This is a genomic window from Microbulbifer weihaiensis (assembly GCF_048323715.1).
In the GTDB taxonomy this organism is placed as follows: domain Bacteria; phylum Pseudomonadota; class Gammaproteobacteria; order Pseudomonadales; family Cellvibrionaceae; genus Microbulbifer.
Genome location: NZ_JBLWFL010000020.1, coordinates 1 through 26,088, shown reverse-complemented (window position 1 = coordinate 26,088; position 26,088 = coordinate 1). Strand labels below are relative to the sequence as shown.

The following is a 26,088-nucleotide window of genomic DNA, read 5'->3' as shown; positions in this document are numbered from 1 at the left end:
GAGATTTTGGCACACTCAAGCGCCGGATTATACTTGACCGTTTTCTGCCGCCCGGTTCAATACCGGAGAATCCAGCGACAACACAGGATAGAGTGTGGACACGATTTACGTACGGGGTGCTCGCACCCACAATCTGAAGAATATCGATCTGGATATTCCCCGCGACAAACTTATCGTGATCACCGGGCTCTCCGGCTCTGGTAAGTCCTCACTCGCCTTTGACACCCTGTATGCCGAGGGGCAGCGCCGCTATGTGGAGTCGCTGTCCACCTACGCGCGCCAGTTCCTGTCGATGATGGAAAAACCCGACGTGGATCACGTGGAGGGACTGTCGCCGGCCATTTCCATCGAACAGAAGTCCACATCCCACAACCCGCGCTCCACCGTCGGCACCATTACTGAAATCTACGACTACCTGCGCCTGCTGTTTGCCCGTGTAGGCGAGCCCCGCTGCCCCGACCACAATGAACCACTGCAGGCCCAGACCATCAGCCAGATGGTGGATCAGGTACTGGCGCTGCCGGAAGGCACCAAGGTCATGCTGCTGGCACCGGTGATTCGCGACCGCAAAGGCGAACACCTGCATGTGTTCGAGCAACTGCGCCGCGATGGTTTCGTGCGCGCGCGCATCGATGGCCTGGTGTGCGACCTGGATGACACCCCCAAGCTCGACAAACGCAAGAAACATACCATCGAAGTCGTAGTCGACCGCTTCAAGGTGCGCGACGACCTGCAGTTGCGGCTGGCGGAATCCTTCGAGACCGCAATCAACCTCACCGACGGCATCGCCTCCATCAGCTTCATGGATGGCGATCAGGACGAGCGGCTGTTCTCCGCCCGCCACGCCTGCCCGGTCTGTGATTACTCACTGGACGAACTGGAACCGCGCCTGTTCTCATTCAACAACCCGGCCGGCGCCTGCCCGGGCTGTGACGGCCTCGGGGTAAAGCAGTTCTTCGACGAGGACAAGGTCATCCTCGACCCGGAGAGCAGTATTTCCGAAGGCGCCATCCGCGGCTGGGACCGGCGCAACATCTACTACTACCACATGCTCACCTCGCTGGCGGAGCACTACGACTTTGACCTCGACAAGCCCTGGCAGAAGCTGCGCAAACGCGACCGCGAAGCCATCCTGCACGGCAGTGGCGACACCGCCATCGACTTCAGCTATGTGAATGACCGCGGCGATGTCACCATCCGCCGCCACACCTTCGAGGGCATCATCCCCAACTTCCAACGCCGCTACCGGGACACCGAATCCCAGTCCGTGCGCGAGGAACTGGCCAAGTACCTGAGCACCCAGAAGTGCCCGGATTGTCACGGCACGCGCCTGCGCCGGGAAGCCCGCCATGTGTTCGTCGACGACCGCACCCTGGCCCAGATCACCGAACTGCCCGTGGGCGATGCGTTCGACTACTTCGCCAACCGGCTCAAGTTCAAGGGCGCGCAGAAAGAAATCGCCGACAAGATCCTGAAGGAGCTGCGCGACCGGTTCCGCTTCCTGGTGGATGTGGGCCTCAATTACCTGACCCTGAACCGCAGCGCCGAGACCCTCTCCGGCGGCGAGGCCCAGCGTATCCGCCTGGCCAGCCAGATCGGCGCCGGCCTGGTAGGCGTGATGTACATTCTCGACGAGCCGTCCATCGGCCTGCACCAGCGGGACAACGAGCGCCTGCTGAATACCCTCACCCACCTGCGGGATATCGGCAACACCGTGATCGTGGTGGAGCACGACGAGGATGCCATTCGCGCGGCCGACTTCCTGATCGATATCGGCCCCGGAGCCGGGGTTCACGGCGGCGAAGTGGTGGCGGCAGGCACCCATGAGCAGGTAGCGGCTTGCGAGCGCTCGCTTACCGGCCAGTACCTGTCCGGTGTCAAACAGATCAAGGTACCGGAAACCCGCCATCCCGCGACTGACGAGGTACTGCGCATCGAGGGGGCCACCGGCAACAACCTGCAGAATGTAGACCTGGAAATCCCAGTGGGGCTGTTCACCTGTGTGACCGGCGTATCCGGATCCGGCAAGTCCACCCTGATCAACACCACCCTGTACCCGCTCGCCGCCACCGCGCTCAACAAGGCCACTACCCTGAAGGCATCGCCGCACAAGGCGATCAAGGGGCTGGATCACTTCGACAAATGCGTGGACATCGACCAGAGCCCGATCGGCCGCACCCCGCGCTCCAACCCCGCCACCTATACCGGCATTTTCACCCCGATCCGGGATCTGTTTGCCGGCACCCAGGAAGCGCGTTCCCGCGGCTACAAGCCCGGCCGTTTCAGCTTCAACGTCAAGGGCGGGCGCTGTGAGGCCTGCCAGGGCGATGGCGTGATCAAGGTGGAAATGCACTTCCTGCCCGATATCTACGTGCCCTGCGACACCTGCAAAGGCAAACGCTACAACCGGGAAACCCTTGAGGTGCAGTACAAGGGCAAGAGCATCCACGAAGTGCTGGAAATGACCGTGGAAGACGCGCGGGAATTCTTTGACCCGGTGCCGGCGATTGCGAAAAAGCTGCAGACGCTGATCGATGTCGGCCTGTCGTACATCAAGCTCGGCCAGGCCGCCACCACCCTGTCCGGCGGTGAAGCCCAGCGGGTGAAACTGTCGCGGGAGCTGTCCAAGCGCGACACCGGCAAGACACTCTACATTCTCGACGAGCCCACCACCGGCCTGCACTTTGCCGACATCCAGCTGTTGCTGGACGTACTGCACCGCCTGCGCGACCACGGCAATACCATTGTGGTGATCGAGCACAACCTGGATGTCATCAAAACCGCAGACTGGATCGTGGATCTCGGCCCGGAAGGCGGTTCCGGCGGTGGCCAGATCATTGCCACCGGCACGCCGGAGCAAGTGGCCAGGGTAAAAGGCTCCCACACCGGGCGCTTCCTGAAGCCGATGCTCAAGCTCAAGTAACCGCCAGGGCAAGTCAACGGAATGACGAAATGACGAAAACCGCGATGCACTCTGTGGATATCAATTGCGACCTTGGCGAAGGCCGCACGCGTGCAGACTGCCAGCGGGACGCGCGCCTGATGCCATTCATCTCCCGCTGCAATATCGCCTGCGGGGGACACGCTGGCAGCGCCACCACCATGGCGCTGTCACTGGAAAATGCGGCACTGCATAACCTGGCCATTGGCGCACACCCGTCTTACCCGGATCGCGAGCACTTCGGTCGCGCTTCCATGTCGCTGGAAACCGACCAGTTGCTGCAGTCACTGTGCGAGCAGGTGCACAGCCTGAAACATATCGCCGACGCCCGAACCCTCGCGCTCGATCATGTAAAACTGCACGGCGCCCTGTACAACGATGCCGAAGCCGACGACGCGCTCGCGGAAAAAATTGTCGGGCTGTTTGCCCGCGAGTTTCCAGAACTCCGCATCCTCGGCCTCGCCAATGGCGCCATGGAGCGCGCTGCCAGAAAAATCGGTCAGCCCGTCATCCGCGAGGGGTTCATGGATCGCCGCTACCTGAGCGCACATCAACTGGCTCCACGTAATATGCCAGGCGCTGTGATCAACTCGTTCGACGCCTGCCTGCAACAGGTCATCAGTCTCTGCGCCGGTACGCCCTTTCCGTCCATCCATGGCGATCCACTGCAAATTACCGCCGACAGTATCTGCCTGCACGGTGACAATACCGACGCGGAAAAAATTGCCCGCGACCTTGCCGCGGCACTGTCGCGCGCCGGCTACGAGATCAAGCGATGAACCTCGATTACTCGGTGCTGCAAAACGGCGATTCTGCTCTGGATATACGCTTCGGTGCGGCCCCCAGCGAAGCGCTCAGTGAGCGGATTATCGCCCTCGCCGATGCCATCGAAGCCGCGAGGCTGCCGGAAGTGCGCGAGCTGATTCCGGCCTACCAATGCCTTACCGTGTGCTACGACCCGCTGCGCCTGCCGGTCGCGCCCCGCGATACGGAGACCATCTCCTCGTTGAAGCAACGCCTGAGTGCGCTGATCGACAACAACCTTTCACACCCCGCCCGTGTTGCCGGCGAACGCCGCCTGATCCGTATCCCGGTCTGTTACGAGCGCGAGTTTGCCCCCGACATGGACGCGCTGTGTGCGCATACCGGGCTGACTGCAAACGAGGTCATCGCCCGCCACACCAGGCCGCACTATTTGGTTCACATGCTGGGGTTTACCCCCGGCTTCCTGTACCTGGGGGGCCTCGACGCGCGCTTGCACACCCCCCGCAAAGGCCGGCCTGCACTGCAGGTGCCGGCCGGTTCCGTGGGTATCGGCGGCAGCCAGACCGGCATTTATCCACAGGCCACACCCGGTGGCTGGCAGATAATCGGCCGCACTCCCCTGTGCCTGTTTCGGCCCGGCGACGCAGAGCCTTTTATCGCGCGGCCCCTGGATCGCATTGAATTCGTCCCCATATCCCCGCAGGCGTTTGCCGACTGGAATCCCCTGGCCACCCCGGAAGCCGGGGCGATTTCGCAGTCGGGTACCGCGGAGCATGCACGATGAGCCTGCACTTTATCAGTCCGGGCCTGCAGACCAGTATCCAGGATGGGGGGCGCCCCGGGATGTTGCGCTGGGGCGTACCTCCGGGCGGGGCAGCAGACCCCTTTGCGATGGCACTGGCTAACCTGCTGCTCGGCAATGTGCCCACTCAGCCCTGCCTTGAAGTTACCTTGAGCGGACCGGTGATCGAGTTTTCGGCATCACTTTGCATTGCCATTTGTGGCGCTCACTTCGAGCTGGAACTGAATGGCACCAAAGTGGAAAACGACCGGGTAATAGCCATCGCCCCGGGAGACCAGTTGAGTTTCGGCAAACGGTTAAATGGCTGCCGGGCATACCTCGCGCTGAGTGCCGAATTCGAACTCCCGGAAGTGTTTCACAGCCAGGCCACGCATTTGCAGTCTGCCTTTGGCGGCCTGGATGGCCGTGCGGTCGGCGCTGGCAACACTCTTCACCTGCGCGATTGCCGCCGCGTGCCGGAACGGGCGCTACCGGATCGGTATCGCCTGCGCTACTCCGGCCGACCATTGCTGCGCGTGCTTGCCGGTGCCGAATCGCACCTCTTTCCGCAGGCGGCGCTGGATGCATTTAACGATGGACACTATGCGGTTTCCCCCCAGAGCAACCGCATGGGGATTCGCCTCGAAGGTACCCCACTGGAAACCAGTGACCTGCCGCAGATGATCTCCTCCGGGCTGTGCCCCGGCACCGTACAGGTTCCACCCGGTGGCCAGCCAATTATCAGCTTCGTGGAAGGTCAGACCATCGGCGGGTATCCGCGTATCGCCCATGTCATCAGCGCGGATCTGCACTTGCTGGGACAGCTCCAGGCCCGCGACAGAATCGACTTTGAGACGGTTTCCCTGACGCAGGCCCACAGAATACTCCGCGATAAGGCGCATCTGCTGAGTGCGCTCCCAGACGAGCTCACGCGTACCTAGACACTCTCCAACCGCCGTAAAAGTCGACTGGTTCATCTTGCGGGCGAGAATCACACCCGACTTTGTCCGACTGGCGCGCCTTCCCCTTCCAGTGCACCCCGCTATTGGCTAAGTTCCGGCCACACAAATGACAACGCTGTCAGAAGTCTTGTCCACAGCGATGATCCACCTCAACCAATAACAATAATCTGGAGACCCCATGCGCGATACTTTCACGCCCCCGCCAGCCATCTGCCGCAACTTCACCCGGTCAAAAACCACCTGCAGACTCGGCGCAACCCTGGTGCCGTTTCTAGGCCTGTACGCCGGTCTTGCGCAGGCGGCACTGCCCGCCGAGGAGTATGACGCCAGCCGCAGCTATCCGGGCGGCAGCAAGGTCTGCTACCAGCAGGATCTGTTCCGGGCCCAGTGGTGGGCCGGTGCCGGTGACTCCCCAGAGGTCGTCTATGGTGCCACCAACAGCTGGCAGAGCCCCTGGGTGCTCGACAACCCTGGCGCCTGCCAGTCGGCCGGTGGAAACCTGGCCCCAGTCGCCGAGGCCAGCGCCACCCCCGCTGAACTCATTGGTGCCGGCGCCATCGCTCTGGACGGCAGCCTGTCATCCGACCCCGATGGAGACGCCCTTTCTTACGCCTGGACACAAATTGCGCCCACCTCGCCCCTGGCCGCTATCCAGGCGCCCGATGCCTCAACGACACAAGTGGATTTACCTTCCGTCAGCGTCGATACCACCTATCAGTTCCGGCTGACCGTGGCGGACTCTGCACTTTCCTCGCAGACGACCGTGACGGTATTGCAGCGCGCAGCAGCCACCGGCGGCAATCAGGCCCCGCTGGCAGCCGCCACCAGTTCGCAGGCGAATGTCGGCTGCCCAGCCAATGTCACCCTGAGTGGCGCCAACTCCAGCGACCCTGACGGCGACATCCTCAGCGCCCAGTGGCGACAGCTGAGCGGCCCACAGGCGGCCATCGCCACACCCAACAACCTGCAAACCGCGGTTGATCTGCCAGATGCGGCTGCTGATACCACATATTCCTTCGAGTTGCGCGTCACCGATGGCGAGCTATCCGATACCGCCACCGTCGCGATCAACCAGCAGTGCGGTGGCGGCGGCTTCACACTGCCACTGAGTGCGCTCCAGGCGCGGGAAGCGGAGCTTACCTCCAGCGAACTCTTCGCCCAGGTCAAAGCTTCGATCGCCACCCTCGACAATGACGCCGTGGAAGCCGTGGTACCAGGGCGCACACAAAACCCGAGCAACGTACTGCGGGTGGAATCACTGGTCAGCGATTCGGACTGGGAATACCTGTTCCCGGTGCGCGCCGCACAATACTCCTACACCAACTTCCTGCGCGCCGTTGCAAAATTCCCGGCGTTCTGCGGTGACTACAATGACGGCCGCGATGCCGAAGCGATCTGCCGTAAATCCCTCGCCACCATGTTTGCCCACTTCACCCAAGAGACTGGCGGCCACACGGCGCACTGGGAGCAGCCGGAGTGGCGCCAGGGGCTGTACTTCATTCGTGAGCAGGGCTGGAGCGAAACCATGCCCAATGGCTACGGCATTTGCGATCCATCCACCTGGCAGGCGCAACAGTGGCCCTGTGCGACATTTGCCGATGGCAGCTACAAGAGTTATTTCGGCCGCGGTGCCAAGCAGCTGAGTTATAACTACAACTACGGCCCGTTCTCAGCCGCCATGTTCGGCGACGTCAGCGTGCTGCTGGAGCAGCCTGAGCTGGTTGCCGACACCTGGCTCAACCTGGCCAGCGCGGTGTTCTTCTTTGTTTATCCACAGCCACCCAAACCGAGCATGCTGCACGTGATTGACGGGACCTGGCAGCCCAACGGGCAGGATCTCGCCAGCGGCCTGGTTCCGGGCTTCGGGGTAACCACAATGATCATCAATGGTGGTATCGAATGCGGCGGTACTAACGAACACGCACAGTCCCAAAACCGCATCGACTACTATCGCAATTTCGCCGACCACCTCGCGGTACCGATCGAAAGTAGTGAAGTGCTTGGTTGCGCCGGCATGGATCGCTTCGCCGTGGGCGGTGCCGGTGCGATGGACATCTATTGGGAACAGGACTGGAGTTGGGATCCCCAATACCCTAACGGACAAAGCTACGCGTGCAAACTGGTGGGTTACCAGACCCGTTTCTCAGCTTTCATTGAGGGCGACTATGTACGCTGTGTGGATCATTTCTTCGATGTGAATATCGATTACTCCCGCTGACCCCGCGCTCAGGCAAAAGCGTATCGAAAAAATGGCCGGATGTTTCCGGCCATTTTTTTATTCTCTATTCCCTGCTCTGTATTCCTTGCTTTGTATTCCCTATTAGCCGCGAGCTTGAGAAGTCACGCACCTTTTCCCGGCATTTTTCCCGCCAAAGGCTCACTCAAAAAACCTGACTGGTACGCCTATGTTGACCATGCGGTTTTAGCAGTGTTTTGAGTAGACCGACAATTCGGCAACAACTAATCTTCAGGGCGCATTAATAAGACGAAGGGCGTAAGCCCGCAGTTTTCGCCGCCATGGGCATCAGTGCAGTTTTCGTATCCCCGCAGTACGGCAGTGGCTTCGCTCTGTTATTTCCAACTCTGGATACAGGGGATTCAACAATGATAAGAAGTATCCGCTTTATTTCCTTAGCGATGATTTTTTCTGCGAGTAGCAGCACACTCGCCGAGCCGGGTGACTATGGCTTTTGGGCAACCCTCGGCAACCTGATATCACCTCCTTCAGCCAACAACCCGGTAAGCGCCGACCAGGCAGCGGGGATGTACCCGCTAACCCTCGATGACCCGGCATTTAACGACGACTTCGATCCGGCCGATTACGACAACTGGCAAAAAGTGGATGTACCAATCAGCAGCGGCGCCATGTGCGGCAACGGCTCCCCTTACAAATTTTTTGTGTACCGGGTTCCGGATACCCGCAACACCCTCTTTTACTTCGAGGGCGGTGGTGCCTGCTGGGACTATGCCAGCTGCTCAGGGCAGGCGGGTATCCGCGGCGCGCGAAACCCGAATGGCATTCCGGAAAATTACGTACAGAACATTAACCTGCTGGATTTCCAGAATTCGTCCAACCTGGCAACCGCCGCGGTGTCCCCGCTGATCTATACCCACCACCCCTACAACCAGTTCAAAACTGGAGAGTGGAACCTGGTATATGTTCCCTATTGCACCGGCGATATCTATGTCGGAGATAAAACGGAAATTTACACAAATCCGGATGACTCTTCGCAGCAACTGATCTGGCACCACAACGGCTTGCGCAATGTGCAGGCGGTCGTTTCCTGGGTCAAAAACAATCTGCAGAAACCACGGCAAATGGTCGCCGCGGGCTGTAGCGCAGGAAGTATCGGCGCCCTGCTGAATTACTCCAAACTTCGCCAGGATATGGACGTTGAATACGGCTATCTCATTGACGATTCAGGTCCTTTGTACAAAGCGCCATTAAACAGCTCCGATCTCGACGCTTACCCATCTATACCACTGCACAATGAGGTTCTGAACGTTTGGACCTCGTTCACCGCAGGCAACAACACCGCGGAAAACCCCATCAACCTGCTCGCCAGCATCACCCCGGGATTTAACCGCAATGAGCTTGCCAGTCTTTACCAGGGACTCTCGCAAAAATTCCCCAATGATCGCCTGGGGATGACCCATTTTCTTGCAGACGGCAATTTTTCTTCATATTCCTACGAGCGCTTCCATCCCGATATTTACACCGACCCCGATGCAGAATCACGGTTAAACAAGCTGCGCACGAAGTGGCAACAGGACACCAGAAATAACCTGATACCACTGCTGGATGAAACCCATAACTGGAGTTACTACTTCCCCATGTACAGGGACTTCAATGAAAGCCACTGCACCACGATTCTTGATCTTGAATACGGGGAAATTGCAGAACATGGACTGGTGCTGAGGGATTTCCTCAACAACGTGGTGAACTACCGCGGCGGCCCACCCCTGCGCGCTTATGAAAGCGACGAGGTGTCCGACTTTGAAAACAACCACAACTGGTTTTACGACCTGGTAGGCGGCCTTCTATAGCGCCGCACGACGCCTTTTGCACTAGCCCCTTTTTTGGGGCTAGTGCGCTCACTCCCCGGCAAAAGCCTCCTCTCTCGCTTCCTGCAACCGCTGCCGCAAATACTGCTGCCGGCTGACCCCACCTGGAAACGCCTCCATCCCGGCGACCTCCGCAACGATCTGCCTTTCACGCGCCTTGTAGTGAGCGAAGCCCGGCAATTCTTTATAGGGGTCATATTCACCGGTGCTTTTTTCCGCCCGCGCACGATACTCCCCCAGCACCTCTTCAGACGCCTTGGCAAACGCTTCCGTGCTTTCGCTGTGCCGCTCCAGCCAGGCGAGCTTCAGTGCCAGCCCTTCGTAGGCGAGTATCCCGCCATCGCGCTCGATTTCGTCGATCAATTGCCAGACTGGGGCTTTATCCTGGTTCCCAGAGACACTCTCAAAGTAATCCCGCAGCGCTTCCTTGCGGGCTTCCCGCGCAAGGTAGCGCTTAACATTGGGGTGTGACATCACTGCGCTCAGGGACTGCCCCATATCGCTACCGGACGGGACAGACGTATCCCCGTGCTGGCCTTGTCTTGCAGGCAAATCACTCGCAGACACGGTATTGGGTATCGCGAGATGAGAGGGGAGATAACGGATCACGGCGACACTGGCGGCAATGCAAACCGCAGAGGCCAGAAGAATTCTATGACGCATTGCACCTCCGCACATTAATGACAGAGATGCAGTCTAACCACCGCGATGCGCGGAGCGAACTAGCCGAGAAGCATTCGCCGCCACTTATTTCATCCCACTGGCAGTTGACCCAATTCCGGCTTTCGGGTTCAGCAGGCAAAGGAACCGATAGCAACCGATCAGGAGTCTACCCAGGTCACCTTCTGCTCTTCTTTGTCGGCACAGGGCGTGGACTTAGGTGGCACATAGCCCACCCGCGACTGCGGATCCGTATGACGCATCTCCCAGTGAGCCACGGCCTCCCCACAAAGGGCCTTCTGTTCATCAGTAAGGGAAACACCATTCGGCCATTTTCCCAGCTCGATGGCGCGCTTGAGACTGCCCACGACCTGAGGGTTGAGGAGCTTCAGCAAGTCTTCAAGAGATTGGAACATATTCAATTCCGCTAAAAACCAGAATCCGGAAAACAGAAAAGCCGGTCAATGACCGGCTTTCCCTAGCTCAGTGCCACGAGGGCACCGATCTTCCCAAAACGCGAGGTCTTAGGCTTCTGCAGCTTCAGCAGTCTCGTCCGCAACCGGACGATCCACCAGCTCTACGTAAGCCATCGGAGCCTTGTCGCCTGCACGGAAACCGCATTTCATAATGCGGATGTAACCGCCCGGGCGGGCTTCGTAACGGGGACCCAGCTCATCGAACAACTTACGCACAGCATCCTTGTCACGGATACGGGCAAAAGCCAGACGACGGTTGGCAACACTGTCTTTCTTAGCCAGGGTGATCAGCGGCTCAGCGACGCGACGCAGCTCCTTGGCTTTCGGCAGTGTGGTTTTGATCAGTTCGTGCTCTACCAGAGAAGCGGTCATGTTCTTGAACATGGCTTTACGGTGAGAGCTGGTACGACTGAATTTACGGCCACTATAGCGATGACGCATAACTCAATTCCTCACGACTTTAATTGCTTTCACAGCAAGTCGTTTGTGAGTGATGTTTGCCGAAGCGGGCACCACTCGGGTTTTCTTCACACTGGGCGGGCGAATGCCCGCACCACAAACGCTTTACAGGGAGCTCAGCTTGCTGTCGCCTTTAAGGCTGGCCGGCGGCCAGTTCTCAAGACGCATACCCAGGGACAGACCACGGGAAGCCAGAACGTCCTTGATCTCAGTCAGGGACTTCTTACCCAGGTTCGGGGTCTTCAGCAGCTCTACTTCGGTACGCTGAATCAGGTCGCCGATGTAGTAGATGTTTTCTGCTTTCAGACAGTTCGCCGAACGCACGGTCAGTTCCAGGTCGTCTACCGGACGCAACAGCACCGGATCAACTTCCTCTTCCTTCGCTTCAGGCTGGGCATCCTTCTCGCCTTCCAGATCTACGAACACAGCAAGCTGCTGCTGCAGAATGGTAGCGGCGCGACGAATCGCTTCTTCCGGATCCAGGGTACCATTGGTTTCCAGGTCCAGAACCAGCTTGTCCAGGTCAGTACGCTGTTCTACACGCGCGGATTCCACGCTGTAGGACACACGACGAACCGGGCCAAAAGAGGCGTCCAGCTGCAGGCGACCAATTGACCGAGTCTCTTCCTCGTCATCACGACGGGCATCGGCGGGCTGGTAGCCACGGCCGCGCGCAACGGTCAGACGCAGGTTGAGTTCAACATCACCAGTGATGTTGGCGATCACATGCTCAGGGTTCACGATTTCGATGTCGTGATCCACCTGAATGTCACCCGCCGTTACCGCACCCGGGCCTTTCTTGCTCAGGCTCAGCACTGTCTGGTCCTTGCCGTGCATCACCACCGCAATTTCCTTCAGGTTGAGCAGGATTTCGATTACGTCTTCCTGCACACCTTCAATCGCGCTGTACTCGTGCTCAACACCGTCGATTTCCACTTCAGTGACGGCGCAGCCCGGCATGGAGGACAGCAAGATGCGGCGCAGTGCATTGCCGAGAGTGTGGCCGAAACCACGCTCCAGCGGTTCCAGAACCACTTTAGCGTGATTCTGGTTGTACTCGGTGACGTCAATACGACGAGGTGTCAAAAACTCGTTGACAGCAGTCTGCATAGCCATACCTGTATTACAGTTTTATTCCTTAAATGGAACAGAGCCTTACTTGGAGTAGAGTTCCACGATAAGGTTTTCATTGATCTCTGCCGGCAGATCAACACGATCCGGAACACGCTTGAAAGTGCCTTCCAGTTTGGTCGCGTTAACGTCTACCCACTCTACGTCACCACGCTGTGCAGCGAGGGCAACGGAGTTCTGGATACGCATCTGCTTTTTGGCTTTCTCACGGATAGCGATTACGTCGCCTTCCTTCACCTGGTAGGAAGGAATGTTAACAGCGCTACCGTTTACCAAGATCGCTTTGTGGGAAACCAGCTGACGTGCTTCTGCACGAGTGGAGCCGAAGCCCATGCGGTAAACCACGTTGTCGAGGCGCTTTTCCAGCAGTTGCAGCAGGTTCTCACCGGTTGCACCTTTCAGGCGCGCCGCTTCCTTATAGTAGTTACGGAACTGCTTTTCCAGCACACCGTAGATACGGCGTACTTTTTGCTTTTCACGCAGCTGAACGCCGTAGTCGGACAGGCGACCGCGACCGGCGCCATGAACGCCTGGCTTGGATTCCGCGCGGCACTTTGACTCGTGCGGGCGAACGCCACTTTTCAGCTGAAGATCGGTACCTTCCCGACGGGAAAGCTTACATTTTGGTCCAATATAACGTGCCATTTCGTCAACCCCCTCTTACACGCGACGTTTCTTGGGCGGACGACAACCGTTATGCGGGATCGGCGTCACGTCGGTGATGTTGGTGATCTTGTAGCCGCAGTTGTTCAGGGCGCGAACAGCAGATTCACGACCCGGGCCTGGGCCCTTCACTTCGACATCAAGGTTTTTCAGGCCATATTCCTGAGCAGCAGTACCTGCGCGCTCAGCGGCAACCTGGGCTGCGAAAGGGGTGCTCTTACGAGAGCCGCGGAAACCGGAGCCACCAGCGGTAGCCCAGCTCAGGGTGTTGCCTTGGCGATCAGTGATCGTCACGATCGTATTGTTGAACGATGCGTGGATGTGGGCAACACCGTCGACAACGGTCTTTTTGACCTTTTTGCGAACAGTAGTTTTTGGCTTAGCCATACCTGTATCCTAAATCCTGTACTTATGAAGACTTAAGCGACCGCTTACTTGCGGATCGGCTTACGCGGACCCTTACGGGTACGGGCGTTAGTCTTGGTGCGCTGACCGCGAAGCGGCAGGCTGCGACGATGACGCAGACCGCGGAAGCAACCCAGGTCCATCAGACGTTTGATGTTCATGGATACTTCACGACGCAGATCACCCTCAACGGTCAGTTTTGCAACTTCACCGCGGATGGTTTCAATCTGGTCTTCAGACAGATCACGAAGTTTGGTGGATTCAGCGATACCTACCGCTGCCAGAATAGACTTAGCCGTGGTGCGACCAACCCCATAGATATGGGTCAGGGAGATCACGGCGTGCTTGTGGTCTGGTACATTGACACCAGCAATACGTGCCATAGAGGCTTACTCCACGTATTGTGAACCGGCTTACTTTGGTGACAAACACGGTTCAATTCTTAATTCGGCGCTGACAGCGACTAAAAAGCCCGCAACGCCACCAAAAAGGCGCGCAAGAATAGCTTTTCAGACACCAAATTGCAATAGCCCACCCTCTCCGGGGCCTGAACCCTGGAGGTTGTGGACGACAGTCAACGCCCCCTTTTGAGACCCAAAGTCAGACTTTCGGGTCTCCACCACCCCGCTCAACGCGAAGTGGCGCTGCCTTTTAGCACGGGGCTGCACCAAAAAGCAAATTTTTTACGAATAACGGATGTCTCGAGCATTCCCTCGTTTCGACACCCAGGCTTACCTTCCCTGGCAAACCCGCAATCAGCCGCGCAGTTACACTGCGCAAACTGATTAGCCCTGCCGCTGCTTGTGACGCGGTTCGGCGCTGCAGATTACTCGCAGAACACCTTTACGACGTACGATTTTGCAGTTACGGCAGATCTTTTTAACAGAAGCGCGTACTTTCATGACCTTACCTCAATTCAATCCTGCTGCCGGGGTAGCCGATCAACGACGACCGTAGCCTTGCAGATTTGCCTTTTTCATCAACCCTTCGTACTGGTGTGACAACAAATGCGACTGCACCTGCGCCATAAAGTCCATCACCACAACCACAACGATCAGCAGTGAAGTACCCCCCAGATAGAAGGGAATGTTCAGCCCGACTACCAGGAACTGCGGCAGCAGGGATACCAGCGCGATGTAGACAGCACCCACCAGAGTCAGACGCGTCAGCACGGTATCGATATAACGTGCAGTCTGCTCACCTGGACGGATACCGGGCACATAGGCACCGGACTTTTTCAGGTTGTCCGCCACTTCATTCGGGTTGAACATCAACGCCGTATAGAAGAAGCAGAAGAAGCCGATCAGCAGCGCGAACAGAATGATGTTCAGCGGCTGACCTGGACCAAGTTGCAGCGCCATCCATTGCAGGATCTGCGCGCCGAGACCTTCGCCGCCCTGACCGAACCACTGCGCCAGAGTCGCAGGGAACAGCAGGATACTGCTGGCGAAAATCACCGGGATCACACCGGCCATGTTGACCTTCAGGGGCAGGTGGCTCGATTGAGCCGCCGGCGCCTGAGAGTAACGACCAGCCTGACGCCTTGCGTGGTTAATGGTGATTCGACGCTGACCGCGCTCCATCACTACCACGAAGTAGACGACAGCAATCGCAACGAAGCCGATCGCCAGCAACATCAGGATATGTAACTCACCCTGACGCGCCTGCTCGAAGGCCTGACCAATGGCGCTAGGCAGTCCCGCGACGATACCGGCAAAAATCAGCATCGAAATGCCATTGCCGACACCCCGCTCGGTGATCTGCTCACCCAGCCACATCATGAACACTGCGCCGGTAACCAGTGACACAACGGCAACGAAGTAAAATCCGAACGCGGGTTCAGCGGAATACGCGAGATTCTGACCAGCGAGACCGAAGGTCATGCCGATACCTTGAATCAGCGCCAGCAACACCGTCAGATAACGGGTGTACTGGTTGATCTTACGCCGGCCTGCATCACCTTCCTTCTTCAACGCCTCCAGAGAAGGCGTTACCGCGGTCATCAACTGCATGATGATGGACGCGGAGATGTAAGGCATGATGCCGAGCGCGAGAATACTCATCCGCTCCAGTGCACCACCGGAAAACATGTTGAACAGCCCCAGGATCGTGCCCTGGTTCTGATTAAACATGTTCGCCAGTTTTTCCGGATCAATACCGGGCACCGGAATGTGAGTCCCTATACGATAAACAAGTATCGCCAGAAACAGAAAACGAAGGCGAGCCCAAAGCTCGCCTAATCCCTTACCGTTACCCAGGGAGTTAACACCAGATCCTGGTCGTGCCATTGGGGCCTCGATTTAGTCTTCTACTTTTCCGCCAGCAGCTTCGATGGCTGCTTTAGCGCCCTTGGTAACACCCAGACCTTTCACGGTAACCGCTTTGGTCAGTTCACCAGACAGGAACACTTTGGCGCGTTTAATGTGGCTGCCGATAATATCGGCATTTTTCAGCGCTGCCAAATCAATAGTGTCGCCTTCTACCTTCGCCAGCTCCGCCAGACGCACTTCCGCAACAAAGCGGCCAACGCGAGAGGAGAAACCGTACTTCGGCAGACGCTTCTGCAAAGGCATCTGACCGCCTTCGAAGCCCGGACGAACGCTACCACCGGAACGGGACTTCTGACCCTTGTGACCGCGGCCACCAGTTTTACCCAGACCGCTACCGATGCCGCGACCAACGCGCTTGGCGCTGTGCTTGTGACCCTCAGCGGGAGACAACTCGTTCAAACGCATGTTACGCCTCCTCTACTTTTACGAGGTAGTTCACTTTGTTGATCATGCCGCGCACAGAGGGAGTGTCTTCCACTTCCACAGTGTGACCAATGCGGCGTAGACCCAGACCAGCGACGCACGCCTGATGATTCTTCAGACGACCAGCGACGCTCTTGACCTGGGTGACTTTGATGGTCTTTTTAGCCATGACTCATTCACTCAAAGCAAGTTCAGATCGGGCCGCAGCGTTTCTGCTGCTGCGACCCAGAACCGAATCAGTTCAGGATTTCTTCCACAGACTTACCGCGCTTGGCGGCTACGTCTTCTGGGCTACTCATTTTGCCCAGCGCACTGAAGGTTGCACGTACGACGTTTACCGGATTGGTAGAGCCGTAGCACTTGGCCAGTACGTTGTGGACACCAGCCATTTCCAGTACGGAGCGCATGGCACCGCCGGCGATAACACCGGTACCCTGGGAAGCGGGCTGCATGTATACCTTGGAACCGCCGTGGCGACCGTTGGTAGCGTACTGAATGGTGTCACCATTCAGGTCTACCTGGATCATGTTGCGACGCGCAGCTTCCATTGCCTTTTGGATGGCAACAGGCACTTCGCGAGCTTTACCACGACCAAAGCCAACACGGCCATTGCCGTCGCCGACTACGGTCAGAGCGGTGAACGCGAAGATACGACCACCCTTTACGGTTTTGGCAACACGGTTGACCTGGACCAGCTTCTCCTGGAGGCCTTCGTCGTTGCTCTTCTCGACTTTATCTCTAGCCATAACTCAACCCTTAGAATTTCAGACCGGCTTCACGGGCAGCGTCAGCCAGGGCCTTAACACGGCCATGGTATTTGAAACCGCTACGATCGAAAGCTACCACTTCAACACCAGCGGCCTTGGCACGCTCAGCGATCAGGGTGCCAACGGCTTTCGCAGCGTCGACGTTACCGGTTTTGCTTTCACGCAGGTCCTTATCCAGAGTAGAGGCAGAGGCCAATACCTTGTCGCCATCGGCGGTCAGGATCTGTGCGTAAATGTGACGCGGAGTGCGGTTCACTGTCAGGCGAACGGCGCCCAGCTCACGCATTTTGGCGCGGGCACGACGTGCACGACGCAAGCGAGATTGCTTTTTAACGTTCATATCTATGCCTTACTTCTTCTTAGCCTCTTTGCGATACACGCGCTCGTCGGCGTAGCGGACACCCTTACCTTTGTAAGGCTCCGGCGGACGGAATGCGCGGATCTCTGCGGCTACTTGACCCAACAGCTGCTTATCGCTGCTTTTCAGTACGATTTCAGTCTGGCTTGGAGTTTCGGCAGAAACACCTTCCGGCAGATCGTAATCAACCGGGTGGGAGAAGCCGAGGCTCAGGCTGACGGACTTACCGGCGGCTTTCGCACGATAACCCACGCCGACCAGTTGCAGTTTCTTTTCGAAACCCTGACTGACACCGACCACCATATTGTTAACCAGCGCGCGGGTAGTACCTGCGAGGGCACGTGCCTGCTTGGAACCGTTGCGTGCAGCAAAGGTCAGCTGGTTTTCTTCCTGCTTCACTTCCACATCGCTGTGAACAGAGAAGTTCAGGTTACCGTTACCACCTTTCACGGCGATATCCTGACCTTTCAGGTCAACGGATACGCCAGCGGGGATGCTTACTGGACTATTAGCTACTCGAGACATATCAACCCCCGCTTAGAATACGGTGCAGAGCACTTCGCCACCGACACCAGCCTGACGGGCAGCACGATCAGTCATCACACCCTGAGAGGTGGAAACGATCGCAATACCCAGGCCACCGCGTACGGAAGGCAGAGCTTTCTTGCCTGCGTAGTTACGCAGACCAGGACGGGAAACCCGATCCAGCTCAGCGATTACCGGCTTGCCCTGGAAGTATTTCAGTTCGATAGTCAGTTCAGGCTTGGCGCCTTCGCCGACGGATACTTCAGTAACGTAACCTTCGTCTTTCAGAACTTTGGCTACGGCTACTTTCAGTTTGGAAGAAGGCATAGAAACGCTACCCTTTCCGCGCGCCAGTGCGTTGCGGATGCGGGTCAGCATATCTGCCAACGGATCTTGCATACTCATTAATAAAGACTCCTCAAGTCTGCCGTATTACCAGCTGGACTTAACCAGACCGGGGACATCACCACGCATAGCTGCTTCACGCAGTTTGTTACGGCATAGGCCGAACTTACGGTAGACAGCGTGGGGGCGACCAGTGATACGACAGCGACGTTGCTGACGTACCGGGCTTGCATCGCGCGGCAGTTGTTGCAGCTTGAGTTGAGCCTCCCAGCGCTCCTCGTCGGAAGCGCTGGCACTGGCGATGATCGCCTTCAGCTCTTGACGCTTTTCGGCGTACTTAGCTGCGGTTCGAGCGCGCTTGTTCTCGCGCGCAATCATGGATTTCTTCGCCATGGAATCCTCTTAACCCTTGAAAGGGAAGTTGAATGCTTTCAGCAGTGCGCGACCTTGGTCGTCGTTGGCTGCTGTAGTAGTGATACAAATATCCAGACCACGAATCTTGTCTACTTTGTCGTAGTCAATTTCCGGGAAGATAATTTGTTCTGTTACACCCATCGAGAAGTTACCACGACCGTCGAACTGCTTCGGGCTAATGCCACGGAAGTCGCGGATACGCGGAATCGCGATACCAACCAGTCGCTCCAGGAACTCATACATGCGCTCGCCGCGCAGAGTTACCTTACAGCCGATCGGCCATTCTTCACGGATCTTAAAGCCCGCAATTGACTTGCGCGCTTTAGTCACGATGGGTTTTTGACCAGTAATCGCTGCCATGTCACTGACAGCGTGTTCCAGTACCTTCTTGTCACCAATCGCTTCACCGACACCCATGTTGACGGTGATCTTGGTGATGCGCGGCACGGACATCACGTTCTCGAGGCCAAGCTCTTCTTTCAGCTTGGGCGCGAGTTCTTTGGTGTAGAGCTCTTTAAGCCTTGCCATTTTTTCCACCTGACTTATGCGTCAACGGCGTCGCCGCTGGATTTGAAGACGCGAATCTTAGTGCCATCTTCCAGTACTTTGAAGCCTACCCGGTCAGCTTTTTGCGTGGACTGGTTAAAGATGGCTACGTTGGAAGCCTGAATAGCGGCTTCTTTCTCAACGATGCCACCGGCAACGCCCAGCTGTGGGTTCGGCTTCTGGTGTTTTTTGATCATCTGTACACCGGAAACGATCAGACGGCCATCGTTCAGCACCTTACGTACGGTGCCACGCTTGCCCTTGTCGCGACCGGCGATAACGATCACTTCGTCGTCACGCTTGATCTTGCGCATAACTCTTCTCCGCTCGTGGCTTAAATAACTTCGGGAGCCAGTGAGATGATCTTCATGAACTTCTCACTACGCAGCTCGCGAGTTACCGGGCCAAAAATACGGGTGCCGACCGGAGCATGGTTCTGGTTCAGCAACACCGCTGCGTTATCGTCAAACTTGATCAGGGAGCCATCGGTACGGCGAACACCTTTCTTGGTGCGCACCACAACGGCGTTCATTACCTGACCCTTTTTAACTTTACCGCGAGGAATTGCTTCCTTTACGGTTACTTTGATGATGTCGCCAACGCCAGCGTAGCGACGGTGGGAGCCGCCCAGCACCTTGATGCACATGACACGGCGAGCCCCACTGTTATCGGCTACTTCTAAGTAGGATTCCGCTTGAATCATCGTTCCTCTCCGAAACTCTTCAATGCGCTAGGGGTTAAACCTTCGCCGCACGCTCTACAATTTTCTGCAAGGACCAGGATTTGCTCTTGGACAGCGGACGAGATTCTTCAATGGTTACGACATCACCGATGCCGCACTCATTGTTTTCGTCGTGTGCCTTGAGCTTGGTGGACTTGCTCACGATTTTGCCGTAGATCGGGTGCTTAACACGGCGCTCGATCAAAACGGTGATGGTTTTATCCATCTTGTCACTCACGACCTTGCCGGTCAGAGTCCGCTTCAGTTGTGCTTCTGCCATGATTAATTACCTGCCTTCTCGGTCAACACAGTCTTAATGCGAGCAATGTCGCGACGAGTCTGCTTCAGCAGATGAGTCTGAGTCAGCTGACCGGTGGACTTCTGCATGCGCAGCTTGAACTGTGCTTCAAGTTGGCTCAGTAGTTCCTGGTTCAGTTCTTCAACAGACTTTGAGCGTAGATCTGCAGTCTTCATTACATCACCGAACGCTTAACGAAAGTTGTTTTTACAGGCAGCTTGGCTGCAGCGAGCTCAAATGCTTCGCGAGCCAGTTCTTCGGAAACACCCTCCATTTCATAGAGGACTTTACCCGGCTGAATCTGGGCAACCCAGTATTCAACGCCACCCTTACCTTTACCCATCCGAACCTCGAGAGGCTTGTTGGTGATGGGCTTGTCCGGAAACACACGAATCCAGATCTTACCGCCACGTTTAACGTGACGAGTCATTGCGCGACGAGCCGCTTCGATCTGACGCGCAGTAATGCGTCCACGACCGATGGCCTTGAGGCCGAACTCGCCAAAGCTCACTTTAGAGCCGCGCTGGGAAAGACCGCGGTTACGACCTTTCTGTACCTTGCGGAATTTTGTACGCTTCGGTTGTAGCATCTGCGCACCCCTTAATTAGCAGCTTTTTTGCGAGTCTTCGCTGGCTTCTCTTCGGGGATTTCGTCACCGATGACTTCGCCTTTGAAGATCCAAACTTTCACACCGATGATGCCGTAGGTAGTACTGGCTTCATAAGTGCCGTAGTCGATGTTGGCACGCAGAGTGTGCAGCGGCACACGGCCTTCACGGTACCATTCGGTACGAGCAATCTCGGCACCGCCAAGACGACCACTTACCTGAATCTTGATACCTTCGGCACCCTGGCGCATTGCGTTCTGAACGGCACGCTTCATAGCGCGACGGAACATAACGCGACGCTCCAGCTGCTGAGCAACGTTCTGGGCAACCAGGGTTGCGTCCAGATCCGGCTTGCGCACTTCTTCGATATCGATGTGCACCGGAACGCCCATTTGAGCGCTTACTTCGTTGCGCAGACGCTCTACGTCTTCACCTTTTTTACCGATCACGATGCCCGGGCGCGCAGTGTGAATAGTCACACGAGCGGTGTTGGCCGGACGTTCGATCTCGATGCGGCTCACGGAGGCGTGGGCCAGTTTCTTGCGAATGTATTCGCGAACTTTCAGATCCGTGTACAGCTTGTCTGCGTACTCGTCGCTGCCCGCATACCAAACAGAGGTATGCTTTTTAACGATACCCAGACGAATGCCGGTAGGATGTACTTTTTGTCCCATGGTTATCTCGCCTGTCTCTTATTTCTCGGCCACTTTCACAGTAATGTGACAAGTACGCTTCAGAATGCGGTCAGCACGACCTTTTGCACGCGGCTTAATGCGCTTCATGGTCATACCTTCGTCCACGAAAATAGTGGAAACCTTCAGCTCGTCAACGTCAGCACCTTCGTTGTGCTCAGCGTTGGCAATTGCAGATTCCAGAACCTTCTTGACGATCGCAGCACCTTTCTTGTGGCTAAAAGCCAGAATATCCAGGGCTTCCTCGACACCTTTACCGCGAATCTGATCAGCTACCAGACGCGCTTTTTGTGCCGAAAGACGAGCACCGCGTAATTTTGCTTGCACTTCCATCTTTAATACCTCGGCTTAGCGCTTCTTCGCTTTCTTATCCGCGGCATGGCCACGGTAAGTGCGGGTAGCAGCAAACTCGCCCAGCTTATGGCCAACCATTTCTTCGTTGACCAGCACAGGCACGTGTTGACGACCGTTGTGAACGGCAATCGTCAGGCCCACCATTTCCGGCATAATCATGGAACGGCGAGACCAGGTTTTAATCGGCCGGCGATCATTGGCTTCGATCGCTGCCTCCACCTTCTTGATCAAATGCAGATCAATAAAGGGACCTTTCTTTAATGAGCGTGGCACTGTCGATTCCTCTCTAGCAGCTCAGACATCGCGCGGCTTATTTGCCGCGACGACGTACAATCATGTTGTCGGTGCGCTTGTTCTTACGCGTTTTCTTACCCTTGGTCGGAACACCCCAAGGCGTCACAGGATGACGACCACCGGAGGTACGACCTTCACCACCACCATGCGGGTGGTCGACCGGGTTCATCGCCACACCGCGAACGGTAGGACGAACACCGCGCCAGCGTTTGGCACCAGCTTTACCCAGCTTGCGCAGGCTGTGCTCAGAGTTACTCACTTCACCCAGGGTGGCGCGGCACTCAGACAAAACTTTACGCATTTCGCCAGAACGCAGACGGATAGTCGCGTACTGACCATCACGGGCAACCAGCTGTACAGAAGCACCGGCAGAGCGGGCCAACTGAGCACCTTTACCAGGCTTCAGCTCGATACCATGAATCACGGAACCAACCGGAATGTTGCGCAGCGGCAGGGTGTTACCCACAGCAATCGGCGCAGCGTCACCGGACTGGATTTTTGCACCGGCTTTCAGGCCTTTCGGTGCAATGATGTAACGACGCTCGCCGTCTGCGTAGCACACCAGTGCGATGTGTGCGCTGCGGTTCGGATCGTATTCCAGGCGCTCAACGGTGGCCTGAATGCCATCTTTGTTGCGCTTGAAATCCACCATACGGTAGTGGTGCTTGTGACCACCGCCAATGTGACGGGTAGTAATGCGACCGTTGTTGTTACGGCCACCAGTCTTGGACTTCTTCTCAACCAGCGGAGCGTAAGGCGCACCTTTGTGCAGGTCAGAGTTAACAACCTTGACCAGGTGACGACGGCCGGCAGAGGTCGGTTTTGCTTTTACAATAGCCATTGCAACTTTCCCCTTTACTCAGCAGCTTCGAAGTTAATGTCGCTGCCTTCGGCCAGACGAACGTAGGCTTTTTTCCAATCATTGCGCTGGCCCATGCCGTAGCGGGTGCGCTTGGTTTTGCCCTTAACGTTCACGGTGCGAACCTGCTCAACAGAAACGTTGAACAGCTTTTCTACCGCGGCCTTGATATCGGCTTTGGAAGCGTCGGTGGTTACCTTGAACACTACCTGGTTGGCGGAATCCGCCAGCACAGCAGCCTTCTCGGAAATTACCGGGCCCAGCAGTACTTTGTAGAGTCGCTCTTGGATCATCCCAGCACCTCATCAATTTTCTTGAGTGCAGAAACGGTAACCACGACCTTGTCAAAGCGAATCAGGCTTACCGGATCGATACCCTGTACATCGCGAACATCGATCTTGTGCAGGTTGCGCGCGGCCAGGTAGAGGTTTTCATTAACCTCTTCGGTCACGATCAACGCGTCAGACAGATCGTACTGAGCCAGTTTGGTTACCAGCTGTTTGGTCTTCGGCGCGTCAACGTCGAAAGACTCAACTACAACCAGACGCTCCTGACGAGCCAGTTCGGAGAGAATGCAGCGCAGTGCAGCGCGGTACATTTTCTTGTTCAGCTTTACACTGTGATCACGCGGTTCAGCAGCGAAGGTTACGCCACCAGAACGCCACAGCGGGCTGCGGATAGTACCGGCACGAGCACGGCCAGTACCTTTTTGGCGCCAAGGCTTCTTGCCGCCACCAGAAACCGCAGCGCGGTTTTTCTGAGCCTTGGTACCCTGGCGAGCGCCGGCCATGTAGGCGACAACTGCCTGGTGCACCAGGTCCTGATTGAATTCACGACCGAAAGCCACTTCAGAAACTGCAACAGTGCCTTTAGCGCCTTCGGGAGTAGCGATATTCAGTTCCATATCTATTTCCCCTCAGACTTAGGCTTTAACTGCCGGACGAACGATCACATTGCCACCCGGAGCGCCAGGAACGGCACCTTTAACGAGCAGCAGATTGCGTTCGGCGTCCACACGAACCACTTCCAGGTTTTGCGTGGTAACACGCTCAGCACCCATGTGACCGGCCATTTTCTTGCCTTTCCACACACGGCCTGGAGTCTGACACTGACCGATAGAACCGGGAGCGCGGTGAGACAGGGAGTTACCGTGAGTAGCGTCTTGGGTACGGAAGTTCCAGCGCTTGATAGCACCCTGGAAACCTTTACCTTTGGAAGTGCCGGTTACGTCAATCTTCTGACCAGCTTCAAAGCCAGCAACAGTGATTTCAGAACCGATTTCGAAAGACTCTTCAGAACCATCAGTGCGCAGTTCGAAGAGTGCAGAGCCAGCCTCAGTGTTGGCTTTGGCGAAGTGGCCCGCTTCGGGCTTGGAGACACGGGAAGCCTTACGAGCACCCACAGTCACCTGTACCGCGGAGTAGCCGTCAGTTTCCACAGTTTTCACCTGAGTAACACGGTTAGGAGCTACCTCGATAACAGTTACCGGGATAGACACACCGTCTTCGGTGAAGATGCGAGTCATGCCGCTCTTGCGGCCGACAATACCTATAGTCATCTTTTTAACCTCTCAGTGCACGGGGCTTTAACCCACTGCGGCCGCCCAATTTCAGAGCGTTACACTACCCAGACCGTTTTCGCCTGGGATTCGGTAGTTAATTTGAAGTGTTAGCCGAGACTAATCTGAACCTCAACACCGGCCGCCAGATCGAGCTTCATCAGCGCGTCAACGGTTTTCTCGGTGGGCTCTACGATGTCCAGCAAACGCTTGTGAGTACGAATCTCGTACTGGTCACGCGCATCTTTGTTGACGTGCGGAGAAATCAGTACGGTGTACTTCTCTTTGCGAGTCGGCAGCGGGATAGGACCGCGTACTTGCGCGCCAGTGCGCTTGGCCGTCTCGACGATCTCCTGGGTAGACGCGTCGATCAGCTTGTGATCGAACGCCTTCAGGCGAATTCGAATGCGTTGACCCTGCATGGAATCAAACTCCAATGTATAAAGCTAAAGAACGTCCTTTTACGCAGCCCCGAGGGCGGGCGAAAAGGAGCGCGAAGTCTACGGGTGATTTTTTGGCCTGTCAACTGCATTCAAGTATGGAGCCGAGGCGACCTGATTTCGGACGGCAAGCGCCGGAAACTACACTAGGGACAAACGCCACTTAAGCGCAGTAAAGGAGGGATTACCCATGACCATAGCCTCCACAGTAAGCCAGTATCTGGACAACCACTCGGTGAACTACCGGGTCATACCGCACGAGCACAGTGCCACCAGTCGCGAAACCGCCCACAAGGCGGATGTTCGCGAAGATCGCGTAGCCAAAGCCATCCTGTTGAAAGATGACCGAGGCATGGTGATGGCGATCATTCCTGCCAGCAACAGTCTCGACATGGCCGCTGTTCGCGATGAAACGGGACGCAACCATTTGCAGATGGTCGAGGAGAGCGAGCTCAGGAAGATCTTCAGTGACTGCGAAGTCGGCGCCCTGCCCCCGATCGGGCCAGCCTACGGACTTACCACACTCATCGACACCCACCTTGAAGGTCGAGATACCATCTATCTGGAGTCCGGCGATCATGAATCACTGGTTGCCCTGGACGGGCGGGATTTCGACCGGATAATGGCAGGCAGTCATCACTGCAACCTCAGCAAAGACTGGTGGTAAACGCCGACGAACCGGAAACAGCCCCTGATGGGCACAGGAGAGCCCTCAGGGCATTTACCGGACACCCCGACACTCAGCCATGATTAAATTTTAACCACCCCTGCGACGCTTACAGCTGCCCTGACGCGCACCAGCCCATCACACTTCATTCCGAGCCTCCGGATGCAAACAGCCAGATACTTTTATCCCACACATAAAAAAACCGCAGCGTTTCCACTGCGGTTTTTCAGGCTTTAGATCAGAAGTAAAAAATTACTCGATGATCTTGGCAACCACGCCAGCACCAACGGTACGGCCACCTTCGCGGATCGCGAAGCGCAGACCCTCTTCCATCGCGATCGGCGCGATCAGAGTTACAACCATCTGCACGTTGTCGCCCGGCATTACCATCTCGGTACCTTCCGGCAGCTCACACGCACCAGTCACGTCCGTGGTACGGAAGTAGAACTGAGGACGGTAGCCTTTGAAGAACGGGGTGTGACGACCACCTTCGTCCTTGGACAGCACGTACACTTCCGCTTCAAACTTGGTGTGCGGAGTGATGGAACCCGGCTTAGCCAGAACCTGACCACGCTCAACTTC

38 protein-coding genes are annotated in these 26,088 nt (G+C 56.7%); 7 read left to right on the top strand and 31 right to left on the bottom strand.

Features of this window, described 5'->3' with window-relative positions; genetic code table 11:
• The first annotated feature begins 94 nt into the window (after positions 1 to 94).
• The 6 genes from uvrA to ACNKU7_RS17085 all read left to right on the top strand — a co-directional run bounded on the left by uvrA (position 95) and on the right by ACNKU7_RS17085 (position 9,496).
• Positions 95 to 2,923, top strand: coding sequence for an excinuclease ABC subunit UvrA (uvrA, locus tag ACNKU7_RS17110; RefSeq protein WP_418298206.1), 2,829 nt, complete (start codon positions 95 to 97; stop codon positions 2,921 to 2,923).
• Positions 2,924 to 2,952: 29 nt separating this feature from the next.
• Complete coding sequence (pxpA, locus tag ACNKU7_RS17105) at positions 2,953 to 3,720, top strand: 5-oxoprolinase subunit PxpA (RefSeq protein ID WP_418298205.1); 768 nt, start codon at positions 2,953 to 2,955, stop codon at positions 3,718 to 3,720.
• A complete protein-coding gene (gene pxpB, locus ACNKU7_RS17100) occupies positions 3,717 to 4,490 on the top strand; it encodes a 5-oxoprolinase subunit PxpB (RefSeq protein WP_418298204.1) in 774 nt (257 codons plus the stop codon). The genes pxpA and pxpB overlap by 4 nt, the downstream gene beginning before the upstream one ends.
• Positions 4,487 to 5,428 (top strand): 5-oxoprolinase subunit C family protein, encoded by a 942-nt coding sequence (locus ACNKU7_RS17095; protein ID WP_418298203.1) that lies wholly within the window; start codon positions 4,487 to 4,489, stop codon positions 5,426 to 5,428. Before pxpB ends, ACNKU7_RS17095 begins: the two co-directional genes overlap by 4 nt.
• 199 nt (positions 5,429 to 5,627) lie before the next feature.
• Positions 5,628 to 7,667 (top strand): chitinase, encoded by a 2,040-nt coding sequence (locus tag ACNKU7_RS17090; protein ID WP_418298202.1) that lies wholly within the window; start codon positions 5,628 to 5,630, stop codon positions 7,665 to 7,667.
• Between the two features lie 386 nt (positions 7,668 to 8,053).
• Positions 8,054 to 9,496: a pectin acetylesterase-family hydrolase gene (locus ACNKU7_RS17085; RefSeq protein WP_418298201.1), complete on the top strand. Its 1,443-nt coding sequence runs from the start codon at positions 8,054 to 8,056 to the stop codon at positions 9,494 to 9,496.
• A gap of 48 nt (positions 9,497 to 9,544) precedes the next feature.
• Here the strand turns inward: ACNKU7_RS17085 and ACNKU7_RS17080 are convergent, their stop codons facing one another.
• From ACNKU7_RS17080 to rpsJ, 30 genes are all read right to left on the bottom strand, one after another.
• Positions 9,545 to 10,177: a hypothetical protein gene (locus ACNKU7_RS17080; protein ID WP_418298200.1), complete on the bottom strand. Its 633-nt coding sequence runs from the start codon at positions 10,175 to 10,177 to the stop codon at positions 9,545 to 9,547.
• A gap of 158 nt (positions 10,178 to 10,335) precedes the next feature.
• Positions 10,336 to 10,590 carry a YeaC family protein gene (locus ACNKU7_RS17075; RefSeq protein ID WP_418298199.1) on the bottom strand — a complete coding sequence of 85 codons (255 nt, stop codon included), beginning with the start codon at positions 10,588 to 10,590 and terminating at the stop codon, positions 10,336 to 10,338.
• Positions 10,591 to 10,698: 108 nt separating this feature from the next.
• Positions 10,699 to 11,091 (bottom strand): 50S ribosomal protein L17, encoded by a 393-nt coding sequence (gene rplQ / locus ACNKU7_RS17070; RefSeq protein ID WP_418298198.1) that lies wholly within the window; start codon positions 11,089 to 11,091, stop codon positions 10,699 to 10,701.
• 123 nt (positions 11,092 to 11,214) lie between these two features.
• Positions 11,215 to 12,219, bottom strand: a complete 1,005-nt coding sequence (locus ACNKU7_RS17065) for a DNA-directed RNA polymerase subunit alpha (RefSeq protein WP_418298197.1) — start codon at positions 12,217 to 12,219, stop codon at positions 11,215 to 11,217.
• Positions 12,220 to 12,264: 45 nt separating this feature from the next.
• Positions 12,265 to 12,885: a 30S ribosomal protein S4 gene (gene rpsD / locus ACNKU7_RS17060; RefSeq protein WP_418298196.1), complete on the bottom strand. Its 621-nt coding sequence runs from the start codon at positions 12,883 to 12,885 to the stop codon at positions 12,265 to 12,267.
• A gap of 15 nt (positions 12,886 to 12,900) precedes the next feature.
• Positions 12,901 to 13,290, bottom strand: a complete 390-nt coding sequence (gene rpsK / locus ACNKU7_RS17055; protein ID WP_043320820.1) for a 30S ribosomal protein S11 — start codon at positions 13,288 to 13,290, stop codon at positions 12,901 to 12,903.
• 44 nt (positions 13,291 to 13,334) lie between these two features.
• Positions 13,335 to 13,691, bottom strand: a complete 357-nt coding sequence (rpsM, locus tag ACNKU7_RS17050; RefSeq protein WP_010133823.1) for a 30S ribosomal protein S13 — start codon at positions 13,689 to 13,691, stop codon at positions 13,335 to 13,337.
• 402 nt (positions 13,692 to 14,093) lie between these two features.
• Complete coding sequence (gene rpmJ / locus ACNKU7_RS17045) at positions 14,094 to 14,210, bottom strand: 50S ribosomal protein L36 (RefSeq protein ID WP_010133825.1); 117 nt, start codon at positions 14,208 to 14,210, stop codon at positions 14,094 to 14,096.
• Positions 14,211 to 14,249: 39 nt separating this feature from the next.
• Positions 14,250 to 15,596: a preprotein translocase subunit SecY gene (gene secY / locus ACNKU7_RS17040; RefSeq protein ID WP_418298195.1), complete on the bottom strand. Its 1,347-nt coding sequence runs from the start codon at positions 15,594 to 15,596 to the stop codon at positions 14,250 to 14,252.
• Positions 15,597 to 15,608: 12 nt separating this feature from the next.
• A complete protein-coding gene (rplO, locus tag ACNKU7_RS17035) occupies positions 15,609 to 16,043 on the bottom strand; it encodes a 50S ribosomal protein L15 (protein ID WP_231759515.1) in 435 nt (144 codons plus the stop codon).
• 1 nt (position 16,044) lies between these two features.
• On the bottom strand, positions 16,045 to 16,230 hold the full coding sequence (gene rpmD / locus ACNKU7_RS17030; RefSeq protein WP_105101954.1) for a 50S ribosomal protein L30: 186 nt from the start codon (positions 16,228 to 16,230) through the stop codon (positions 16,045 to 16,047).
• A gap of 67 nt (positions 16,231 to 16,297) precedes the next feature.
• Positions 16,298 to 16,807, bottom strand: a complete 510-nt coding sequence (rpsE, locus tag ACNKU7_RS17025; protein WP_078084432.1) for a 30S ribosomal protein S5 — start codon at positions 16,805 to 16,807, stop codon at positions 16,298 to 16,300.
• Between the two features lie 10 nt (positions 16,808 to 16,817).
• Complete coding sequence (gene rplR, locus ACNKU7_RS17020) at positions 16,818 to 17,168, bottom strand: 50S ribosomal protein L18 (RefSeq protein ID WP_418298194.1); 351 nt, start codon at positions 17,166 to 17,168, stop codon at positions 16,818 to 16,820.
• A gap of 9 nt (positions 17,169 to 17,177) precedes the next feature.
• On the bottom strand, positions 17,178 to 17,711 hold the full coding sequence (gene rplF / locus ACNKU7_RS17015; RefSeq protein WP_418298193.1) for a 50S ribosomal protein L6: 534 nt from the start codon (positions 17,709 to 17,711) through the stop codon (positions 17,178 to 17,180).
• A gap of 12 nt (positions 17,712 to 17,723) precedes the next feature.
• Positions 17,724 to 18,116, bottom strand: a complete 393-nt coding sequence (gene rpsH / locus ACNKU7_RS17010; protein WP_418298192.1) for a 30S ribosomal protein S8 — start codon at positions 18,114 to 18,116, stop codon at positions 17,724 to 17,726.
• Positions 18,117 to 18,143: 27 nt separating this feature from the next.
• Positions 18,144 to 18,449, bottom strand: coding sequence for a 30S ribosomal protein S14 (gene rpsN, locus ACNKU7_RS17005; protein ID WP_226666504.1), 306 nt, complete (start codon positions 18,447 to 18,449; stop codon positions 18,144 to 18,146).
• Positions 18,450 to 18,458: 9 nt separating this feature from the next.
• Positions 18,459 to 18,998: a 50S ribosomal protein L5 gene (rplE, locus tag ACNKU7_RS17000; protein ID WP_418298191.1), complete on the bottom strand. Its 540-nt coding sequence runs from the start codon at positions 18,996 to 18,998 to the stop codon at positions 18,459 to 18,461.
• A gap of 14 nt (positions 18,999 to 19,012) precedes the next feature.
• Positions 19,013 to 19,330 (bottom strand): 50S ribosomal protein L24, encoded by a 318-nt coding sequence (gene rplX / locus ACNKU7_RS16995; RefSeq protein WP_418298190.1) that lies wholly within the window; start codon positions 19,328 to 19,330, stop codon positions 19,013 to 19,015.
• 20 nt (positions 19,331 to 19,350) lie between these two features.
• Positions 19,351 to 19,719 carry a 50S ribosomal protein L14 gene (gene rplN / locus ACNKU7_RS16990; protein ID WP_226666510.1) on the bottom strand — a complete coding sequence of 123 codons (369 nt, stop codon included), beginning with the start codon at positions 19,717 to 19,719 and terminating at the stop codon, positions 19,351 to 19,353.
• Between the two features lie 34 nt (positions 19,720 to 19,753).
• The gene (gene rpsQ, locus ACNKU7_RS16985) at positions 19,754 to 20,017 is read right to left on the bottom strand and encodes a 30S ribosomal protein S17 (RefSeq protein ID WP_160154547.1); all 264 of its coding nucleotides are present in this window, start codon (positions 20,015 to 20,017) and stop codon (positions 19,754 to 19,756) included.
• A 2-nt stretch (positions 20,018 to 20,019) separates the two neighbouring features.
• Positions 20,020 to 20,211: a 50S ribosomal protein L29 gene (rpmC, locus tag ACNKU7_RS16980; RefSeq protein ID WP_043320803.1), complete on the bottom strand. Its 192-nt coding sequence runs from the start codon at positions 20,209 to 20,211 to the stop codon at positions 20,020 to 20,022.
• Positions 20,211 to 20,624, bottom strand: coding sequence for a 50S ribosomal protein L16 (rplP, locus tag ACNKU7_RS16975; protein ID WP_010133841.1), 414 nt, complete (start codon positions 20,622 to 20,624; stop codon positions 20,211 to 20,213). The genes rpmC and rplP overlap by 1 nt, the downstream gene beginning before the upstream one ends.
• A gap of 11 nt (positions 20,625 to 20,635) precedes the next feature.
• Positions 20,636 to 21,316, bottom strand: coding sequence for a 30S ribosomal protein S3 (gene rpsC / locus ACNKU7_RS16970; RefSeq protein WP_418298189.1), 681 nt, complete (start codon positions 21,314 to 21,316; stop codon positions 20,636 to 20,638).
• Positions 21,317 to 21,334: 18 nt separating this feature from the next.
• Positions 21,335 to 21,667 (bottom strand): 50S ribosomal protein L22, encoded by a 333-nt coding sequence (gene rplV / locus ACNKU7_RS16965; RefSeq protein WP_043320801.1) that lies wholly within the window; start codon positions 21,665 to 21,667, stop codon positions 21,335 to 21,337.
• Between the two features lie 15 nt (positions 21,668 to 21,682).
• The gene (rpsS, locus tag ACNKU7_RS16960) at positions 21,683 to 21,961 is read right to left on the bottom strand and encodes a 30S ribosomal protein S19 (protein WP_020411388.1); all 279 of its coding nucleotides are present in this window, start codon (positions 21,959 to 21,961) and stop codon (positions 21,683 to 21,685) included.
• A 37-nt stretch (positions 21,962 to 21,998) separates the two neighbouring features.
• Entirely contained in the window at positions 21,999 to 22,823 is an 825-nt protein-coding gene (gene rplB / locus ACNKU7_RS16955) for a 50S ribosomal protein L2 (RefSeq protein ID WP_418298188.1), read from the bottom strand.
• A 14-nt stretch (positions 22,824 to 22,837) separates the two neighbouring features.
• A complete protein-coding gene (rplW, locus tag ACNKU7_RS16950) occupies positions 22,838 to 23,134 on the bottom strand; it encodes a 50S ribosomal protein L23 (RefSeq protein WP_138236937.1) in 297 nt (98 codons plus the stop codon).
• Entirely contained in the window at positions 23,131 to 23,745 is a 615-nt protein-coding gene (gene rplD / locus ACNKU7_RS16945; protein ID WP_226666517.1) for a 50S ribosomal protein L4, read from the bottom strand. Before rplD ends, rplW begins: the two co-directional genes overlap by 4 nt.
• 18 nt (positions 23,746 to 23,763) lie before the next feature.
• A complete protein-coding gene (rplC, locus tag ACNKU7_RS16940; RefSeq protein ID WP_418298187.1) occupies positions 23,764 to 24,399 on the bottom strand; it encodes a 50S ribosomal protein L3 in 636 nt (211 codons plus the stop codon).
• A 110-nt stretch (positions 24,400 to 24,509) separates the two neighbouring features.
• Positions 24,510 to 24,821: a 30S ribosomal protein S10 gene (rpsJ, locus tag ACNKU7_RS16935; RefSeq protein WP_010133849.1), complete on the bottom strand. Its 312-nt coding sequence runs from the start codon at positions 24,819 to 24,821 to the stop codon at positions 24,510 to 24,512.
• Between the two features lie 208 nt (positions 24,822 to 25,029).
• Here rpsJ and ACNKU7_RS16930 point away from each other — a divergent pair, with 208 nt between their 5' ends.
• Entirely contained in the window at positions 25,030 to 25,506 is a 477-nt protein-coding gene (locus tag ACNKU7_RS16930; protein ID WP_418298186.1) for an aminoacyl-tRNA deacylase, read from the top strand.
• A gap of 252 nt (positions 25,507 to 25,758) precedes the next feature.
• On the opposite strand, the gene ACNKU7_RS16925 is transcribed toward ACNKU7_RS16930, so the two are convergent.
• On the bottom strand, positions 25,759 to 26,088 hold a 330-nt coding region (locus ACNKU7_RS16925; protein WP_472439834.1), incomplete at its 5' end, for an EF-Tu C-terminal domain-related protein.